Genomic DNA, 18,061 nt, shown 5'->3' on the forward strand with positions numbered 1-18,061 from the left:
GTGCCGCACTCATTGCGCACCCCGCTGTCGGAAGTTCAATGCCGCCAGCACATCCTGCGCAGACGGACGCTCACCGCCACGCAGGTCGCAGATGGTCCACGCGACACGGATCGCGCGGTCGGCGCCACGAGCGGACATCCGACCGAGACGCAAGGCACCCTCGACCGGAACGAGCGATTCCCGCGGCAGGCGGAATCGTTGACGCAGGATATGGCCCGGGACTTCGGCGTTCGTGAGCCATCCGTAATCGTGCCAGCGCTCGGCGGCGGCGCGGCGGGCGACCGCTACCCTGCCGCGGACCACCTCGCTGCTCTCGGCCTCGTCGGTGCTGAACGCGGCACCGGACTGCCCGTGCATCTGCACCCAGATGTCGATCCGGTCCATCAGCGGGCCGGACAGCTTGCCGAGGTAGCGGCGGCGAGCGAGCGGCGCGCAGATGCAGTCGACCTCGCGGGCAGGGGCGCACGGGCACGGATTCGCGGCGAGCACGAGCTGGAATCGGGCCGGGTACCGCGCCACGCCGTCGCGCCGAGCGATCCGTACTTCCCCTTCCTCCAACGGTGTTCGCATGGCCTCGAGCACCTTCGTGCCGATCTCGGCGCATTCGTCGAGGAACAGCACACCTCGGTGGGCTCGGCTCACCGCGCCGGGACGGGCGGTCCCCGAACCACCGCCGATCATCGCGGTCACCGACGTCGAGTGGTGCGGAGCGACGAACGGTGGCCCCGTGACCAGCGGATGCTCGCCGGAGAGCATGCCCGCCATCGAATGGATCGCGGTCACCTCCAGCGCCTCGGTCTCCGTGAGCGGCGGCAACAGGCCGGGAAGGCGTTGTGCCAACATGGTTTTTCCGATTCCGGGCGGGCCGGTCAGCAACAGGTGGTGCCCGCCCGCCGCGGCCACCTCCAGCGCCCAGCGCGCCTCGTCTTGCCCCACCACCTCGCTGAGGTCGCCGCCATGACGAACGGTGTCGGGCGGGGCGCCGTTCGGTTCGGCGAGCATCGCTTCACCGCGCAGCCAGGCCACCACCGCACGCAGACTGCTCGCCCCGAAGACCTCTATGCCGGCGACCAGCCCGGCCTCGGCCATGGCCGGTTCCGGGACCACGACGGCCGACCAGCCCGCCCGCCGCGCAGCGATCACGGCAGGAAGAATGCCACGCACTCGCCGCACCCGTCCGTCCAGCGCGAGTTCGCCGAGTAGCACCGTCTTCGCGAGCCGCTCGGCGGGGACGGCGCCGGACGCGTCGAGCACCGCGACCGCCAGCGCCAAGTCGTACACGCTGCCGATCTTCGGCAAGGTGGCCGGAGAGAGTGCGAGGATCACCCTGCCGTCCGGCCACTTCTCTCCCGAGTTCGCCACCGCGGAGCGCACCCGGTCGCGGGATTCTTGCAATGCGGTGTCCGGCAGACCAACCAGGTGTACGGATGGCAGACCCTGCCCGATGTCGGCCTCGATCTCGACCAGCAGGCCGTCGACGCCGGCGACCGCGACGGAATGCGCCCGACCGAGTGCCATTCAGAACACCGCTTCCAGGTGGTCGATCACCGGCTGGTGCCCGCGCGTCACCAGCACGGATACCACGTCGAACCGGATACGCCGCCAGGGACCGTCCTGCTCCGCCAGCCACAGCAAGGCGAGCCGTCGAATGCGCTGCCGCTTGGTGAAGGTGACCGACTCGGCCGGGGTACCGAAGCCGAGGCCGGAACGGGTCTTTACTTCCACGAACGCGGTCACGTCCCGGTCGCGTACGATCAGATCCAGCTCGCCGTACCGGCACCGCCAGTTTCTGGCGACGATCTCCATCCCCGCGGCGCGGAGAAACTCTGCCGCCAACTCTTCCCCATGCGCACCGAGCATCTGTTTGTCTGTCACCCCGCCAGACTGCTCCGGAAAGAAATCAGGTCAGGGGCGCCGACCTGTGTAAACACAAAACCTGTTGATAACTGCCCGCCTGTGCGGAACTATCGATCGTCACTCCGGCAGCCGCAGGTCCGGCTTCTCCAGCTCCTCGATGTTGACGTCCTTGAAGGTGATCACCCGGACGTGCTTGACGAAGCGCGCCGGCCGATACATGTCCCACACCCACGCGTCGCTCATCCGCACCTCGAAATACACCTCGCCGTCCGCGTTCTGTGGCCGCAGCTCGACGGTATTGGCCAGGTAGAAGCGGCGCTCGGTCTCCACCACGTACGAAAACTGACCGACGATGTCTTTGTACTCGCGATACAGCGAGAGTTCCATCTCGGTTTCGTACTTCTCGAGGTCCTCGGCACTCATCGGGTGGGACGTCCTCCTTCTCGCCGCACTGCGTCGTGTGTTGACATCATCTCGCATGGGCGGCGTCGGTAGCCACTCGGCTACCCGTACGCCCGTTCTGGAACTCCTCGGACAGCGCCTCGTCGAGGCCACCCGCGAGCACCGCATCGGCGTCGACGGCGGCCGCCGCGACCGGCCGCAACCCCGCTGCCTCGCGTACGTTGCGCCAGGACCGGCGGTGCTCGCTGCACGGTCCGAGGCGGTTCAGCGCGGCGATATGCTCGGGCGTGTTGTACCCCTTGTGCACCGCGAACCCGTAGCCGGGCATCCGCGCGTCGAGATCGACCATTATGCGGTCCCTGGTGACCTTCGCCAGGATGCTGGCCGCTGCGATACAGGCCGCTGTCGCGTCGCCGCCGATCACCGGCAGCGAGGGCACCGGGAGGCCGGGCACCCGGAACCCGTCGGTGAGCACGTAGCCTGGCGGCCTGCCGAGCCCGGCGACGGCGCGGCGCATGCCCTCGATATTGGCGACGTGGATGCCGATCGAGTCGATCTCCCAGGCTGGGACGACAACGACCTCGTAGGCCAGCGCCAGCCGCGTAATCACCGGGTACAACTCCTCGCGGGTGGCCTCGGTGAGCTTCTTGGAGTCGTCGAGCCCGGCCAGCTTGTCATAAGCCTTCGGGGCGAGCAGGCACGCGGCCACCACCAGCGGTCCCGCGCAGGGGCCACGGCCCGCCTCGTCCACTCCTGCGACGGGCCCCAGACCGCTGCGAATCAATGCCGCCTCCAGCGTGCGCAAGCCACCTGCCCTGCGCATCACCACGCGCGGCGGCCACCCGTTACCTATCGGCACTCGAACTTGCCCCACCGTCCAATTATGCTGCGCACGCGGGCGGATCAATTCGTCTGGGGATCCTGCGAGCGCACCGGTCCGATCCGGCCGGGCGGCCAGATCTTGAACACTGCCTTGCCCCGGACGTTGTCGACGGGGACGGTGCCCTGCAGTTCGTCGGTGATGTGGGCGCGGGAGTCGGCGGACTGGTTGCGGTTGTCGCCCATCACCCACAGATGTCCCTCGGGTACCTTCACGGGCTTGAACTCGCGCCCGCCGCCGGAGCTGTAGGGCTGGCCCGGCACGTACGGGTAGATGTAGCGGGCGTACGGCTCGTCCAGCGGCTTGCCGTCGACCATGACCCGCCCCTGTGCGTCACAGCACTGCACGGTCTGGCCTCCGACCGCGATCACACGCTTGACCAGATCGTTCTCGTCCGGCGGCACCAGGCCGAAGAAGGAGAAGAAGTTCTGCACGCCGCGGATGGCCGGGTTGTCCGAGCGGATCGACTTGTAGAGGTTGTTCCACGAGGACGGGCCGACGAACACGACCACGTCACCAGGCTTCGGATCGCCCCAGTAGTAGCTCAGTTTCTGCACGTAGATGCGGTCACCGGTGCATCCGGCGCACCCGTGCAGGGTGGTTTCCATCGACTCCGACGGAATCACGTACGGCCTGCCGACGAAGGTGACCATCAGCGCGGCGATCACCGCGGCGATCACGACGAGGATCGGCAACTCCTGCCAGAACGGCCGCTGCTTCTTCTTCACTCGCCGCTTGGTGCGGCGTCCCCCCGCCCCCGCTTCGCCCGATTCGGACACCGATACCGACCCACTTTCGTCTGCCACGCCGAACAGATTAGCCCGGCATCCTGACAGAGGTCCGGTGCCGGGCTAAAGAAGATCTGTTGTGCCGAAGAGCTAGCTCAGCGCTTTTCTTTGATCTTGGCGGCCTTGCCGCGCAGGTCGCGCAGGTAGTACAGCTTGGCACGGCGGACGTCACCGCGGGTCACGACATCGATGTGGTCGATGTTCGGGCTGTGCACCGGGAAGGTGCGCTCCACGCCGACACCGAACGACACCTTACGGACCGTGAAGGTCTCGCGGATGCCACCACCCTGGCGGCGGATCACGACGCCCTTGAAGACCTGGATGCGCTCCTTCGAGCCTTCGATGACCTTCACGTGCACATTCAGCGTGTCGCCCGGTCGGAAGTCGGGGACGTCGCTGCGCAGCGACTTCTCGTCGACGAAGTCAAGGGTGTTCATTTCCATCCTTCTGGTTTCGCGCGAACAGAGGAACCTGGCGGCACTGGGTGTGCTCGGCCGGTTCATGCTCCGATTAAGGGGTGCGCCGGGACGAAAAACCCAGGGCAGCCTGCTCATTGTGCCAGATCGGCACAGGGACGGAAAAATCGGCCCAGCGAGGTCGGGCTCACCTACGTCTACGCCCAGCGCTTCGCGTGCGGCGAGTCGTTCGTGCTCGGTCGTACCAGGCCGGTCAGCGGTTCGGGTCACCGGACACCGCGTCCTGCGTGTGCGGTGCGGACGACGAGTTGAGCGTGCCGTGGTCGGCGTGCCAGAGCGAGTGGTGGTGATGGTGTGGAGCCGGTGGCGCGGACACCACCGTCCGGGCGAGCTCCGCCTCCGCGGCCGTGCGGACGTGCTCGACGTCCGGTTTTCCCGCGATCATGTCCTGCACGAAGATCTTGGCGCGGATCACCGGACGGCGGTAGCGGCGTTCCCGGACGATGGACCGGTACATCAGGCGTCTGCGGTCGGTGTAGCGCCAGCGCGCCCACGGTGCGCCGGGACGGCTCAGTCGCAGTGCGCCGACGAACAGCAGCGGCAGGAAGAACATGCCGAACAGGCCGGTCCAGATCTTGCCCTTGACGATGACGATGGCGGCCAGCGCCAAGTTCACCACCGCGAACACGACGACGAAGGTCCGAGCCTCGATGCCGGCATCGTGCCGGAAGTCATTGATATCCAGCAGCCAGAGCGGGTGAAAACCCAGCAACAGCAACCCCGTCACCGCGAGCGCGACGAACACCGCGTCCACTGAGGTGCGCCCCTGTTTCTCCCAGTACACGTCGCGCAGGTAGAAGATCAGCGCGAACTCGTCGAGGACCAGCGCGGCACCGACGCCGAAGGCGGCGGCCAGCAACCCGGCCGTGGCCGTGTTCGCACTCTGGTACACGGTGACCATGCCGATGCCGGACGCCAGCACCAGGATCACCCCGAACACCATGTGGTGGATGTGGGTGTCACCCGCCCGCAGGTTCCCCGGCCACCAGCGCACCCGCGCGCGGATCAGCCGCACGCTGAGGCGGATGACCAGGAAGCCGACGATGAACCCGAGGAGCAAGCACAGCAGGGGCAGCCGGCCTTGGTCGATCACATCCTCATCGAGCCACCGTCGCATGGCCGCCTACTTCCTCCCGATCACCGACTACTGGCCGAAACCTGCCCTACGCAGCGCGTCCGCCATCGCACCGCTCGGCGCGGGAGCGCTACGACGCTGATTGCCGCCGCGTCCCTGCCCCTGATTGCGATCTTGGCCTTGCTGCTTGTTCTGACCATTCTGCCGCTGCCGCGGCTCGCCGCCGGCGGGGCGGCCGCCCTGGCCGCGCTGACGGTTGTCGCCGCCCTTCGCGGGCGCGCCGGGCTCGTCGTCCAAGCGCAGCGTCAGGCCGATTCGCTGCCGCGCGACATCGACCTCGAGCACCTTCACCTTGACCACGTCGCCGGACTTGACCACCTCGCGCGGGTCCTTCACGAAGTTGTGCGACATCGCGGAGACGTGCACGAGCCCGTCCTGGTGCACGCCGACGTCGACGAACGCACCGAACGCGGCCACGTTCGTGACCACACCCTCGAGCACCATGCCCGGCTTCAGGTCGGCGACCTTCTCCACGCCGGCGGCGAACTCAGCGGTCTTGAATTCCGGACGCGGGTCGCGGCCCGGCTTCTCCAGCTCGGCGATGATATCGGTGACGGTGGGAACACCGAAGCGTTCGTCGGTGAAGTCGCCGGCGCGCAACGAGCGCAGCACGGTGGTGTTGCCGATGACCTCCGCGACGCCGCGGCCGGTCGACTCGAGGATGCGCCGCACCACCGGATACGCCTCGGGGTGCACCGCGGAGGTGTCCAGCGGGTCGTCACCGCCGCGGATGCGCAGGAAGCCCGCGCACTGCTCGAACGCCTTGGGACCGAGGCGGGGCACGTCCAGCAGCGCGGTCCGGCTGTGGAAGGGTCCGTTCTGATCCCGGTGCGCCACAATGCTCTCCGCCACCGAACCGCCGATGCCGGACACCCGGGACAGCAGCGGCACCGAGGCTGTGTTCACGTCGACGCCGACCGCGTTCACCGCGTCCTCGACCACCGCGCCCAGCGAGCGGGCCAGCAGGGTCTCGGACACGTCGTGCTGGTACTGGCCGACACCGATGGACTTCGGGTCGATCTTCACCAGCTCGGCCAGCGGGTCCTGCAGGCGCCGTGCGATCGACACCGCACCGCGCAGGGACACGTCCAGGTCGGGCAGCTCCTGTGAGGCGTAGGCCGAGGCGGAGTACACCGAGGCGCCCGCCTCGGACACCACGATCTTGGTCGGCTTGTTCTCCGGAATGCGGGAGATCAGTTCGATGGCAAGGGCATCCGTTTCACGCGAGGCGGTGCCGTTTCCGATGGCGATGAGCTCGACACCGAACCTGGCGACCAGCGCGCCGAGCACCGCGAGCGACTTCTCGGTCTGGCCCTGCGGTTTGTGCGGGTAGATCACCTCGGTGGCGACCACCTTGCCGGTGGCGTCGACCACCGCGACCTTCACACCCGTGCGGTAGCCGGGATCGAGGCCCATGGTCGTGCGGGTGCCCGCGGGTGCGGCGAGCAGCAGGTCGCGCAGGTTCGCGGCGAACACGTCGACCGCGTCCTTCTCCGCCGCCTGCCGCAACCGCATCCTGGTGTCGATGCCAAGACTCACTTGGAGTTTCGTGCGCCAAGCCCAGCGCACAGTGTCCAGCAGCCAGGAGTCGGCAGGGCGGCTCTTGTCGGCGATGCCGAAGCGTACCGCGATGCGGCCTTCATAGACGGTGCGTTCACCCGGCTCGGGCTCCTCGGTCTCCGGCTCGAGGTGCAGGGTGAGCACCTCCTCTTTCTCACCGCGCAGCAATGCGAGGATGCGGTGCGAGGGCAGCTTGGTGAACGGCTCGCTGAACTCGAAGTAGTCGGCGAACTTCGCACCCACCTCCTCCTTGCCCGCGCGCACGGTCGAGGTGACCTGGCCGCGGTTCCACATCAGCTCACGCAGCTCGCCGACCAGGTCGGCGTCCTCGGCGAAACGCTCGACCAGGATCGCGCGCGCGCCATCCAGCTGCTCGGTGGTGTACTGCGCCGGATCGGTGGCCGGGTCGTTGATCAGAGCGTCGGCCACCGGCTCGTGCCCCGCCTCGCGCGCGATTTGAGCCTTGGTGCGACGCTTCGGCTTGTACGGCAGATAGATGTCCTCGAGCCGGGCCTTGGTCTCGGCCAGCATGATCTGCTGGTGCAGCGCGTCATCGAGTTTGCCTTGGCCGCGGATCGATTCGAGGATGGCGGCCCTGCGCTCGTCGAGTTCACGAAGATAATGCAGGCGCTCATCGAGCAGGCGCAGCTGCGCGTCGTCGAGACCGCCGGTGACCTCTTTCCGGTACCGCGCGATGAACGGCACGGTCGAGCCGCCGTCGAGCAGCTCGACGGCGGCACGCACCTGGGTCTCGCGTACCGCCAGCTCGTCGGCGATGCGATGGTTCACACTGGCTGTGCTCGCGGTTTCGACGCGGAGCGTCGCGGGAGGAGGCGAGTCGGACGAGGGAGGGAGCAGGGCGGGGTTCGACACTGCACTGGCGGTCTCGGGCGCTGTCGTCACGCCCGAGACACTACCGCTCCTCCGCCTCTGCGCCTCTCTTGCCAGTCGTGGGTACAGCAAACATTCCGCTGCGGGCCGGCGGTGCCGTGACCGGCTGGCTTCTGGGGCGCACCCGATGAGTTACCGATGTTGCTCGGGAAATCAGTGGTCGCTTGCCGAATGCGACGTGTGCTTGCCCGATGACGCGAGGATCGCTGACCGGGTTGATGTTGACCAGGATCGCGCCGATCTTCGCCGTCGCGTACTGCACGAGGAACATTCCGCGCAGTTCGGCCCAGATGCCGACCCGATCCGCCTTGCCGATGCCCTTCGCGGCCAGGCCGCAGGCCAGGGCGTCGATCGCGACGCCGAGTTCACCGTAGGTCCATCGGCGCCCAGCCGGACTGTCCACCAGCACTTCTCGCTCCGGAACGCAGCGACCGTGCGATCGAGATTGCCGCCTATGGTGTCACCGAGCAGCGGAGTATCCGAGATGCCGGAAGAGTAGCTCGGCAGCGACATCACTCGACTCTCCCCTGCCGCAGTAGGAACCGCTGTACCTTGCCGCTGGGCGTCTTCGGCAGGTTGGGCACGAAGTGGACCTTGCGCGGGTAGGCGTGCGCGGCGAACTTCTCCTTTACCAGGCCTTGCAGTTCGGCTTCCACATCGGCGCCCCCCGCGGTTCCGTCGCGCAGCACCACGAACGCCTCCAGCACCTCACCGCGCAGCTCGTCCGGCATGCCGACCACGGCCGCCTCGGCCACCTGCTCGTGCAGCACGAGCACGCTCTCCACCTCGAACGGGCCGATGCGATAACCCGCCATGATGATCACATCGTCGTCGCGGGCGGAGAAGCGGAAGAAGCCGTCCGCGTCCTGCGAGCCTGCATCACCGGTCAGATACCAGCGGCCGTCGGCGGTGTAGCGCTGTGCGGTGCGTTCCGGCGCGTCGAGGTAGCCGAGGAACCACAGCAGCGGGCTGTGCTGCGTGTCGATCGCGACCCGGCCCAGCTCACCGGTGGAGGCGATGGTATCGGCGTCGTCGGCGAGCACCGCGCAGGACCAGCCCGGCAGTGAACGGCCCATCGAGCCCGTGGGCGCGCCGGTGTCGAGTGCTTCGTGCCAGGCGTTGCAGACGACCATGCCGTGCTCGGTCTGGCCGTAGTGGTCGCGCACCGCGACGCCCAGGTACTCCGCCGACCAAGCGACGACCTCGGGTGTCAGCGGCTCGCCCGCCGACGACGCGCGGCGCAGCTTCGAGTGCACCGGCGGCAACGTGGTGGCGGCGGCGCGCAGCGCGCGGTACACCGTCGGAGCGGCAGCGAAATTGGTGACTCCGAACTTCTCCAGTACCTGCCAGGTCAGCGCGGCGGAGAAGCCCGCGTGCAGCAGGACGCTGCGGATACCGGTGGCCAGCGGGCCGAGGATGGCGTAGTAGAGGCCGTAGGCCCAGCCCGGGTCTGCGGCGTTCCAGAACACGTCGTCGGCCCGGACATCGAGCGCGAACTCCTGGTACGCGTGAAAGGACGCGAGCGCACGCAGCGGAATCGGAACACCTTTCGGCGTGCCGGTGGTGCCGCTGGTGAAGAGCTGGACGAGCAGTCCGTCACCGCCGATCGCGACGGGCGTGGCGTCCGGGTGGGTGGCCGAAGAGGTGTCGAGCAGGTCGGCCATGCGCAGTGCGCCCTCCGGGGCATCCGCGCCGGAAACGATCAGCCGCCACGGCGGGTCGGCGGGCAGATCCGGGCCGGGGGCCAGCTTCGGCGCCTGGTCGGTGTCGGCGATGACGATCGAGGCGCCGGCAGCTGAAAGCCGCAAGGCGATGGCGGGCGGTGCGAACGCGGTGAACAGCGGGACGTGCACGGCACCACGGCGCCAGATGCCGAGCAGCGCGACGACCAAGTCCGCCGACTTCGCCATCAGCGTGGCCACCCGGTCGCCCCGGCGCACGCCGAGCTCGCCGAGTGCGGCGGCGAACCGGGCCGAGCGTTCGCGCAGCTCACCGTAGGTGAGGTCGGCCGAGGACAGGTCGGCCTCGACGATGGTGAAGGCGACCCGGTCCGCTGCGTGCCGATCGCACAGTAGATCCGCCGCCGCCGCGTCGCTCCGGTCGTAACAATCCAGCAGGTCGCGCACCCGCAGCTTCAGATCGGTGCCCATCTCGCGTCTCCTCTTTCCGTGATCCGGCACAACCCGGGTGTGCGATTAGGATGTGGGTCACATCGAGTTCGCCACTACCCCCGAAAAGGGGTGAGTCCCGTTGACCCACACCGCACTGCTGCGTCCCCGCGACGGCGACGCGTTGCGTGCCGAGATCCGCTGGGTGGCGAGCGAGGCCGGAGTGCCGGTGGTGTTCGGCGGCGAAGTGCATGGTGATGCGCTGGTGCTGTCGGAATTCGTCGGCACGATGACCAACGGGCTGCGCGGATTGTCCGTGTTGCGTACGTCGGGCCTGGGCGGGCGCGTGATGGATTCGGGGCGTCCCGCCTCGGTCGCGGATTATCGCAACGCCTCCTCGATCACCCACCACTACGACGGCCCGGTCGCCGGCGAGGGCATCCGCTCCGTACTCGCTGTCCCGGTGGTCGTGGACAGTCGATCCCGCATGGTGCTCTACGCCGCGACCAGGGGTGCCAGTCCGTTGGGCGATCGCACCGCGGACCTCGTCGTCCGGGCCGGTCGGCGCCTGGCCACCGAGATCACCCTCCGCGACGAGGTCGATCGACGCTTGCGGCTGCTGGAGCTGACCACCCCGTCGGCCGGGACGGCACCCGCGGTCACCGAGGAACTCCGCGACATCCACGCCGAACTCCGTGGCGTGGCGAGCTCCGCCGAGGACGACCGATTGCGGGGGCGCCTGCACGCGGTCTGCGAACGACTCGCCCGCGTCCTGGTCGGCGAACCGGCCCCGGACAGCCCGAAACTGTCCCGCCGCGAACTCGACGTGCTGTCCCAGGTCGCGCTCGGATGCACGAACCAGGAAGCGGCACAACGTCTCTCGCTCGGGCCGGAGACCGTCAAGAGTTACTTGCGAAACGCGATGGTCAAGCTCGACGCGCACTCCCGCCATGAGGCGGTCGTGGCGGCCCGTCGCCACGGACTTCTACCTTGACCAGCAGAGAGGGGAGATCTGGTCGCGCCGCCGGGATCTACCCTCCGGACGTCGTGTCTTGGTCCGGGAGCAGGTCCGGGCGGCGTTCGCGGGTACGGGTGAGGGATTGCTCGCGGCGCCATGTGGCCACCTTCGCGTGGTCGCCGGAGAGCAGGACCGGCGGAACCTCCAGGCCGCGCCACGAGACCGGGCGGGTGTAGCTCGGGCCTTCGAGCAGGCCATCGGAGAACGAATCCTCTTGGTGGGACTGCTGATTGCCGAGCACTCCGGGCAGCAGCCGGACCACGGCCTCGGTCATCACGAGCACCGCCGCCTCGCCGCCGATCAGCACGTAGTCGCCGATGCTGACCTCTTCCACCTGGACCCGGCGGGCCGCGTCGTCGAAGACTCGCTGGTCGATCCCTTCGTAGCGGCCGCAAGCGAAGACCAGGTGTGATTCGGCGGACCAGCGACGCGCGGTGGCCTGGGTGAACGGCACACCCGCTGGCGTGGGGACGACCAGCAGCGCTTCGTCCGGGCAGACCTCGTCGAGAGCCGCCCCCCACACGGCCGGCTTCATGACCATGCCGGGTCCGCCTCCGTACGGGGAGTCGTCGACCGATTTGTGCACGTCATGGGTCCAGCGGCGCAGGTCGTGCACCGCGAGTGAGATCAGCCCCTTGTCGATCGCCTTGCCCAGCAGCGCCGTACGCAAAGGCTCGAGGTACTCCGGAAAGATCGTGACGACATCGAGCTTCATGCCTGCCTCCTGTGTCCTGCGGGACACCCGCACCCGGTCGGCGTCGATGAGCGCTGCGCGATTGTGTCTCATCGCGCCTCCTGTGTCCTGCGGGACACCCGCACCCGGTCGGCGTCGATGAGCGCTGCGCGATTGTGTCTCATCGCGCCTCCTGTGTCCTGCGGGACACCCGCACCCGGTCGGCGTCGATGAGCGCTGCGCGATTGTGTCTCATCGCGCCTCCTGTCACCGCGGGAGCCGACCGTCGGCCCGGTGAGAGCTGGGCGATCAAGTCTCACACCGCCTCATTCCGGGTCGAGCAGACCCTCTGGCGGATCGATGACGACGAGGCGGTCCGCGAGCGACACCGTCGGCACGATGGCCGTGACGAACGGGATCAGGATCTCCCGGCCGTCGTCGGCGGCGCGCACCGACAGTAGTTCACCCGCCGCGGAGTGCAGCACCTCGCGCACCGAACCGACCACGGTGCCGTCGGTGAGCTGGACTTCCAGCCCTTCCAGCTCGTAATCGTAGTATTCCTCCGGATCGTCGGACGGCGGAAGATCCGCGCTGTCGACCAGGAACAGCATGCCGCGTAGCGCGTCAGCCGCCGCGCGGTCGGCGACGCCGGCGAGAAACACGAGAAGCCGGCCCGAGTGCGCTCGGGCCGACTCCACGGTGAAATCGCGGACTTCCCCGGATCGCGCCAGCCGACCGCGCAGCGTGGAACCGGGCGCGAAACGCGCATCGGGCTCGTCGGTGCGTACCTCGACGACAAGCTCGCCACGCACGCCGTGCGACTTGGCGACCCGCCCTACGACGAGTTCCACTACTGGTCGGTGTCGACCACGTCGACCCGGATGCCCCGGCCGCCGATACCGGCGACGAGGGTGCGCAGCGCCTTTGCGGTGCGTCCGCCACGGCCGATCACCTTGCCCAGGTCTTCGGGGTGCACATGCACCTCGACGGTGCGCCCTCGGCGGCCGGTGATCAATTCGACACGGACGTCATCGGGATTCGCGACGATCCCGCGAATCAGGTGTTCGACAGCATCGGCGACGACGGCGGTCATGACTCCGCCTCGCTTGCGCTCGGCTCCGTCATGACCGCCGGGGCGGCCGCGTCTGACGTTCGCTCGCTGCGCTCGCTCATTACTCGGCGGCCTCGGTCTCGGCGGCCTCGTCCTTCTTGGCCTTCTTCTTCGGGGTGACGGCCTCGGCGACCGGCTCACTATCGGCGGCGGCCAGCGCGGCGTTGAACAGGTCCAGCTTGGACGGCTTGGCCGCCTTGACCTTCAGGGTGCCCTCGGCGCCGTCGATGCCCTTGAACTTCTGCCAGTCACCGGTGATCTTCAGCAGCTGGAGGACCGGCTCGGTCGGCTGCGCGCCGACACCCAGCCAGTACTGAGCGCGCTCGGAATTGATCTCGATGAGCGACGGCTCTTCCTTCGGGTGGTACTTGCCGATGGACTCGATGGCCCGGCCGTCCCGGCGGGTGCGGGCGTCCGCGACGACGACACGGTACTGCGGGTTGCGGATCTTGCCCATGCGGGTGAGTTTGATGCGAACAGCCACTGCTGATCTGCCTTTCGTTGGTTGGTCACGGCGCGATTCAGCGACCCGCACGGTCTGCGAGCCCGGTTTTGCGCTTGGAGTGTGTGACCGCCGCGCGGTACGTAACCGGAGACGGGCTGACACTTGTCCGGAAGGACGGTGGTCCATTGTGCCAGACGGGCCGGTCTCGCCAGAAATCGCGGCCCCTCGCCCCTGGATGGCCCTTTCGTGTGGCTGCGAACGGACCTTCGCGGTCTGCCCCGACGGTCAGCTCACCAGCGGCGCAAGGGTGCGCCCGGCGAGTTCGACCGCGCCGGGCTCGTGTCCATTGAAGACCATGTTGACGATCAAGCCGTCGATGCCGTGGTCGAGGACGCGGGTTCGCAGCTGCTCGGCAACCTCGTCCGGCGTGCCGACGAACTGACGGTCGGCGGGGCTCTGCTTGCGCTCCTCCTCCGACAGCGCCGATAGGTCGATGCCCATGCCGCTCAGGTAATCCTGCTGCTGCTTACGGACGCGGTCACCGTCCTCGTCGATCATCAGGAAACACAGGTAGCTGGTCTCCAGCGTCTTCGGGTCGCGACCGACCTCGGTGCAGCGCTCGTGCAGGGCCGCGACCTTGCGTGGAAGCTCGGAGGCGTTGCAGATGATGTTGAGGTGATCGGCGAAGCGGGCGGCCAAACCGAAGGTCTTCTTCTCGCCACTGCCGCCGAGCAGGATCGACAGGTCGTCGCGCAGGCGGGGCTCGTTCATCGCGTTCTCGGTGTGGTACCACCTGCCATCGAAACTGGGGCGCTGCCCGCGCAGCATCGGCTGGATGATCTGCAACGCCTCGTCGAGGCGTTCGAAGCGGTCGGTGAAAGTGCCGAAGTCGAACCCATAGGACTGGTGCTCGAGCTCGAACCAGCCCGCGCCGATGCCGAGCACCGCGCGGCCGCCGCTGACCACGTCCAGGGTGGTCACGGTCTTGGCGAGCAGGGCCGGATTGCGGTAGGTGTTGCCGGTTACCAACGCCGACAACTGGATTCGTTCGGTCGACGCGGCCAGGCCGGCGAGCGCCGTGTAGGCCTCGAGCATCGGCTCGTCCGGCGTGCCGATCCCGGGCAGTTGATAGAAGTGGTCCATCACGAAGGCTGTGTCGAAGCCGGCGGCTTCGGCCTCCCTGGCCTGCGCGACGACTGTGGGAAACAGCTCTCGCACCGATCGGCCGTAGCTGAAGTTGGGCATCTGATAACCGAGGCGAATGGTCACGAATCCGACCTTACGCGCCGTTCGGAAATACGCGAGTGAGCTGCTCTGACCGAAGTTTCAGCGGTGGCCGGTGACGGGACCGCGCTTGCCGAACACCCGCCCGCGCAGAACGACGGCGTACGGGGTGGTGAGCGCCTCCGGGTGAGCGCACGGGTCCTCCCGGTAAACAACGAAATCCGCGGGCGCGCCGTGCTCGATGCTCGGCCTGCCGAGCCAGCCGCGGGCATTCCAGGAGGCAGCGCCGAGCGCATCGCGCGGGGACAGACCCGCGGCGCCGAGCGCGGCGATCTCGTCGGCGATGCGCCCGTGGCGGATGGAGCCGCCCGCGTCGGTGCCCGCGAAGATCGGCACGCCCGCGTCGTGCGCGGCGGCGACGGTACCGCGCACCCTGCGATGCAGATCGCGCATGTGGGCGGCGTAGAGGGGGAATTTGCCCGCGCTGTCGGCGATTTCGGGGAAGGTGTCGATGTTGACCAGGGTGGGCACCAGTGCGGTGCCGTGCTCGACCATCATCTCGATTGTCTCGTCGGTGAGGCCGGTGCCGTGTTCCAGGCAGTCGATTCCGGCGTCGATCAAACCGGGCAGCGCGTCCTCTCCGAAGACATGCGCGGTGACGCGGGCACCGTTGGCGTGCGCGGCGCCGATCGCCTCCTTCAGGATCGCGTCGCTCCACAACGGGCGCAGGTCGCCGACGGAGCGGTCGATCCAGTCGCCGACGATCTTCACCCAGCCGTCGCCGAAGCGGGCTTGCTCAGCGACGATCTCCGGCAAATCGCGCTCGTCGTCGAGTTCGATGCCCAGCTCACGGATGTAGCGTTTGGGACGAGCGATATGGCGGCCCGCCCGGATGATCCGCGGCAGCTCGTCGTGGTCGTCGATGAACCGGGTGTCGATCGGCGAGCCCGCGTCGCGCAGCAGCAGTGCACCGGCCGCACGTTCGGTCTCGGCCTGCGCGATGGCGCCCTCGCGGTCCTCGTCCCCCCCGCCGTATCGGATACCGACATGGCAGTGCGCGTCGACCAAGCCGGGCACGATCCACCCAACGTCACAGAGTGTTTCGGCGCCCGGCACAGGTTCGAAGGACACCAGCCCGTCGCGCACCCACAGATCGCGCACCTCGTCACCAGGCAGGATCACACCTCGCAGATGCACAGCAACCTCCCGGACATCGTCGGCTGCCACCAACCTACTGTCGATGCACCGTGACAGCTATCCGCGCCGATACCGTGCCCCGGTGGCATCGCAGACGCGGTCTACTTCTTCGGGAACTTCAGTTTGGAGAGGTCGAAGCCCTCCAGGCCCGGCGGTAGCTGGTCGAGACCGGCGGGCATATCGGAGATGTCGGGCATACCGGCGGGCAGTCCGGGCATGCCAGGCATGCCAGGCATGCCAGGCATGCCGCCCATCCCGGGGAACCCACCGCGCACCTTCGGGGGCGTCGGGCCACGGCCGCCCTTCTTCCCCTTCTTGCCCTTCTTGGTGTTGCCGCGACGGGAGCCGGGCAGCCCCATCTGGCGGCCCATCATGGCCATCATCTTCTTGGCCTCGAAGAAACGGTCGACGAGCTGGTTGACCTCGGAGACCTGGACACCGGAGCCGTTGGCGATGCGCAGCCGACGAGATGCGTTGATGATCTTGGGGTTGTCGCGTTCGGACGGGGTCATGCCGCGGATGATCGCCTGCACGCGGTCGAGCTGCTTGTCGTCGACTTGGGCGAGCACATCCTTCATCTGGCCCGCACCGGGCAGCATGCCCAAGAGGTTGCCGATCGGGCCCATCTTGCGGATGGCCAGCATCTGGTCGAGGAAGTCTTCGAGGGTGAGCTCGCCGCTGCCGATCTTGCGGGCGGCCTCCTCGGCCTGCTGCGCGTCGTACACCTGCTCGGCCTGCTCGATCAGGGTGAGCACGTCACCCATGCCGAGTATCCGGCTGGCCATACGGTCCGGGTGGAAGACGTCGAAGTCCTCGAGCTTCTCACCGGTCGAGGCGAACAGGATCGGGACGCCGGTGACCTCACGGACGCTCAGCGCGGCACCACCGCGGGCGTCGCCGTCGAGCTTGGTGAGCACGACACCGGTGAAGCCGACGCCGTCGCGGAACGCCTCGGCGGTGGTGACCGCGTCCTGACCGATCATGGCGTCGAGCACGAACAAGGTCTCGTCCGGCCGCACTGCGTCCCGGATACCCACGGCCTGCCGCATGAGATCGGCGTCGATACCGAGACGGCCCGCCGTGTCGACGATGACGACGTCGTACTGCTTCTGCCCGGCTTCCGCGATACCGCCGCGCGCCACGTCCACCGGATCGGCGGCCGTGATGCCGAGCGGGTTCTCGCCGCTACCGACGGAGGTGCCGGGGTGCGGCGCGTAGACGGGCACGCCCGCGCGTTCGCCGACCACCTGCAGCTGGGTGACGGCGCCCGGACGCTGCAGGTCGCAGGCGACCAGCAGCGGCTGATGCCCCTGCCCCTTCAGCCATTTCGCGAGCTTGCCCGCGAGGGTCGTCTTACCCGAACCCTGCAGACCAGCGAGCATGATCACCGTCGGCGGTTTCTTGGCGAGATTCAGTCGCCTGGTCTCGCCGCCGAGGATGCCGACGAGCTCCTCGTTGACGATCTTCACGACCTGCTGGGCCGGATTCAGCGCCCCGGAAACCTCCGCGCCCTTGGCGCGCTCCTTGATCCGCCCGATGAAACCGCGCACCACGGGCAGCGCGACATCGGCCTCGAGCAGGGCGAGACGGATCTCCCGACAGGTGACGTCGATGTCGGCCGGTGACAGACGCCCCTTACCACGCAGATCCTTGAGGGCACCGGTAAGCCGGTCGGACAGGGATTCGAACACCGATCGCGCTCCTGATCTCGGGGGACGTCACATTCTCTCCCAGGGTAATGGGATCACCCACGTGATCGCGCAGGCGGTGCTCCCTTCTTGGTGGGAAGGGAGCACAACAGCCAGGAGATAACGCTCAAGAGAGGTCGAGGTGGCGATTCATGGACATTGCCGCGGCGGCCAGCTCCGGGAGTTCGATCACCGTAACGCCCGCCTGCCGCAGTTTCTCCACACCGACGCAGTCCGCGACGAATGTCGGCGGTTCACGCCACGCGATCACGACGACCGGGATACCCGCCTGCAGGATGCGGTCGGTACAGGCCGAACGGGTCTTGGTCGCGCGTTCCGAGCACGGTTCCAGGGTGCTGTAAATCGTGGCCCGGACCAGCCGGGGATCGTTCGCGCCCAGCTTGTCGAGTGCGGATTCCTCGGCGTGGACCTTCGGGTCGGTCTCGCGCGAGTAGCCGGTCGAGATCTCCCTACTGTCGGCGACGATCACCGCGCCCACCGAGAACGCGCCCTCGGCCGCGGGGGACCGGCGGGCCAGATCAATGGCCCTGTTCATCCAGTGGTGGTGGTGGTGGTCGGTCACCGCTCGTTCTCCTTACGCACCCGGC

At 68.1% G+C, this 18,061-nt stretch carries 18 protein-coding genes and 1 pseudogene; 1 reads left to right on the top strand and 18 read right to left on the bottom strand.

All coding sequences use genetic code 11. The features are described from left to right. Positions 1 to 9 precede the first annotated feature (9 nt). The 10 genes and pseudogenes from OH799_RS14725 to OH799_RS14770 all read right to left on the bottom strand — a co-directional run bounded on the left by OH799_RS14725 (position 10) and on the right by OH799_RS14770 (position 10,139). Positions 10 to 1,518, bottom strand: coding sequence for a YifB family Mg chelatase-like AAA ATPase (locus OH799_RS14725; RefSeq protein ID WP_406280568.1), 1,509 nt, complete (start codon positions 1,516 to 1,518; stop codon positions 10 to 12). Continuing rightward, on the bottom strand, positions 1,519 to 1,875 hold the full coding sequence (locus OH799_RS14730) for a YraN family protein (RefSeq protein WP_406280570.1): 357 nt from the start codon (positions 1,873 to 1,875) through the stop codon (positions 1,519 to 1,521). A 99-nt stretch (positions 1,876 to 1,974) separates the two neighbouring features. Beyond that, the gene (locus tag OH799_RS14735; protein ID WP_067514125.1) at positions 1,975 to 2,280 is read right to left on the bottom strand and encodes a DUF2469 domain-containing protein; all 306 of its coding nucleotides are present in this window, start codon (positions 2,278 to 2,280) and stop codon (positions 1,975 to 1,977) included. A 46-nt stretch (positions 2,281 to 2,326) separates the two neighbouring features. After that, positions 2,327 to 3,082, bottom strand: coding sequence for a ribonuclease HII (locus OH799_RS14740; RefSeq protein WP_406282109.1), 756 nt, complete (start codon positions 3,080 to 3,082; stop codon positions 2,327 to 2,329). 80 nt (positions 3,083 to 3,162) lie between these two features. After that, positions 3,163 to 3,945, bottom strand: coding sequence for a signal peptidase I (lepB, locus tag OH799_RS14745; RefSeq protein ID WP_406280573.1), 783 nt, complete (start codon positions 3,943 to 3,945; stop codon positions 3,163 to 3,165). 77 nt (positions 3,946 to 4,022) lie between these two features. Beyond that, positions 4,023 to 4,364 (bottom strand): 50S ribosomal protein L19, encoded by a 342-nt coding sequence (rplS, locus tag OH799_RS14750; RefSeq protein ID WP_011210681.1) that lies wholly within the window; start codon positions 4,362 to 4,364, stop codon positions 4,023 to 4,025. Between the two features lie 232 nt (positions 4,365 to 4,596). Further along, the gene (locus OH799_RS14755) at positions 4,597 to 5,520 is read right to left on the bottom strand and encodes a hypothetical protein (protein WP_406280575.1); all 924 of its coding nucleotides are present in this window, start codon (positions 5,518 to 5,520) and stop codon (positions 4,597 to 4,599) included. A gap of 27 nt (positions 5,521 to 5,547) precedes the next feature. Next, positions 5,548 to 7,887: a Tex family protein gene (locus tag OH799_RS14760; RefSeq protein WP_406282112.1), complete on the bottom strand. Its 2,340-nt coding sequence runs from the start codon at positions 7,885 to 7,887 to the stop codon at positions 5,548 to 5,550. Positions 7,888 to 8,200: 313 nt separating this feature from the next. Continuing rightward, positions 8,201 to 8,502 (bottom strand): annotated as a pseudogene (locus OH799_RS14765) (AMP-binding protein); the annotation flags it as partial. Continuing rightward, a complete protein-coding gene (locus OH799_RS14770; protein ID WP_406280577.1) occupies positions 8,502 to 10,139 on the bottom strand; it encodes an AMP-binding protein in 1,638 nt (545 codons plus the stop codon). The gene OH799_RS14770 and the pseudogene OH799_RS14765, both read right to left, overlap by 1 nt. 100 nt (positions 10,140 to 10,239) lie before the next feature. On the opposite strand from OH799_RS14770, the gene OH799_RS14775 reads away from it, so the two are divergent. Then, complete coding sequence (locus tag OH799_RS14775; protein ID WP_406280579.1) at positions 10,240 to 11,091, top strand: LuxR C-terminal-related transcriptional regulator; 852 nt, start codon at positions 10,240 to 10,242, stop codon at positions 11,089 to 11,091. A 37-nt stretch (positions 11,092 to 11,128) separates the two neighbouring features. Here OH799_RS14775 and trmD read toward each other — a convergent pair whose 3' ends face one another. From trmD to OH799_RS14815, 8 genes are all read right to left on the bottom strand, one after another. Beyond that, a complete protein-coding gene (gene trmD, locus OH799_RS14780; RefSeq protein ID WP_406282115.1) occupies positions 11,129 to 11,830 on the bottom strand; it encodes a tRNA (guanosine(37)-N1)-methyltransferase TrmD in 702 nt (233 codons plus the stop codon). A 284-nt stretch (positions 11,831 to 12,114) separates the two neighbouring features. Further along, positions 12,115 to 12,639: a ribosome maturation factor RimM gene (gene rimM, locus OH799_RS14785; RefSeq protein ID WP_406280581.1), complete on the bottom strand. Its 525-nt coding sequence runs from the start codon at positions 12,637 to 12,639 to the stop codon at positions 12,115 to 12,117. Beyond that, positions 12,639 to 12,881 (bottom strand): RNA-binding protein, encoded by a 243-nt coding sequence (locus tag OH799_RS14790; RefSeq protein ID WP_406280583.1) that lies wholly within the window; start codon positions 12,879 to 12,881, stop codon positions 12,639 to 12,641. Before OH799_RS14790 ends, rimM begins: the two co-directional genes overlap by 1 nt. Positions 12,882 to 12,960: 79 nt before the next feature. Beyond that, a complete protein-coding gene (gene rpsP / locus OH799_RS14795) occupies positions 12,961 to 13,383 on the bottom strand; it encodes a 30S ribosomal protein S16 (RefSeq protein ID WP_406280585.1) in 423 nt (140 codons plus the stop codon). A 246-nt stretch (positions 13,384 to 13,629) separates the two neighbouring features. Continuing rightward, the gene (locus tag OH799_RS14800; protein WP_357264328.1) at positions 13,630 to 14,613 is read right to left on the bottom strand and encodes an LLM class F420-dependent oxidoreductase; all 984 of its coding nucleotides are present in this window, start codon (positions 14,611 to 14,613) and stop codon (positions 13,630 to 13,632) included. A 57-nt stretch (positions 14,614 to 14,670) separates the two neighbouring features. Further along, positions 14,671 to 15,765, bottom strand: coding sequence for an amidohydrolase family protein (locus OH799_RS14805; protein ID WP_406282118.1), 1,095 nt, complete (start codon positions 15,763 to 15,765; stop codon positions 14,671 to 14,673). Positions 15,766 to 15,866: 101 nt separating this feature from the next. Next, complete coding sequence (gene ffh / locus OH799_RS14810) at positions 15,867 to 17,456, bottom strand: signal recognition particle protein (protein ID WP_406280588.1); 1,590 nt, start codon at positions 17,454 to 17,456, stop codon at positions 15,867 to 15,869. 124 nt (positions 17,457 to 17,580) lie between these two features. Further along, positions 17,581 to 18,036, bottom strand: coding sequence for a deaminase (locus OH799_RS14815; protein WP_406280590.1), 456 nt, complete (start codon positions 18,034 to 18,036; stop codon positions 17,581 to 17,583). Between the last annotated feature and the right edge of the window lie 25 nt (positions 18,037 to 18,061).

Origin of the sequence: Nocardia sp. NBC_00881, from assembly GCF_045207455.1 — a bacterium.
In the GTDB taxonomy this organism is placed as follows: Bacteria; Actinomycetota; Actinomycetes; order Mycobacteriales; family Mycobacteriaceae; genus Nocardia.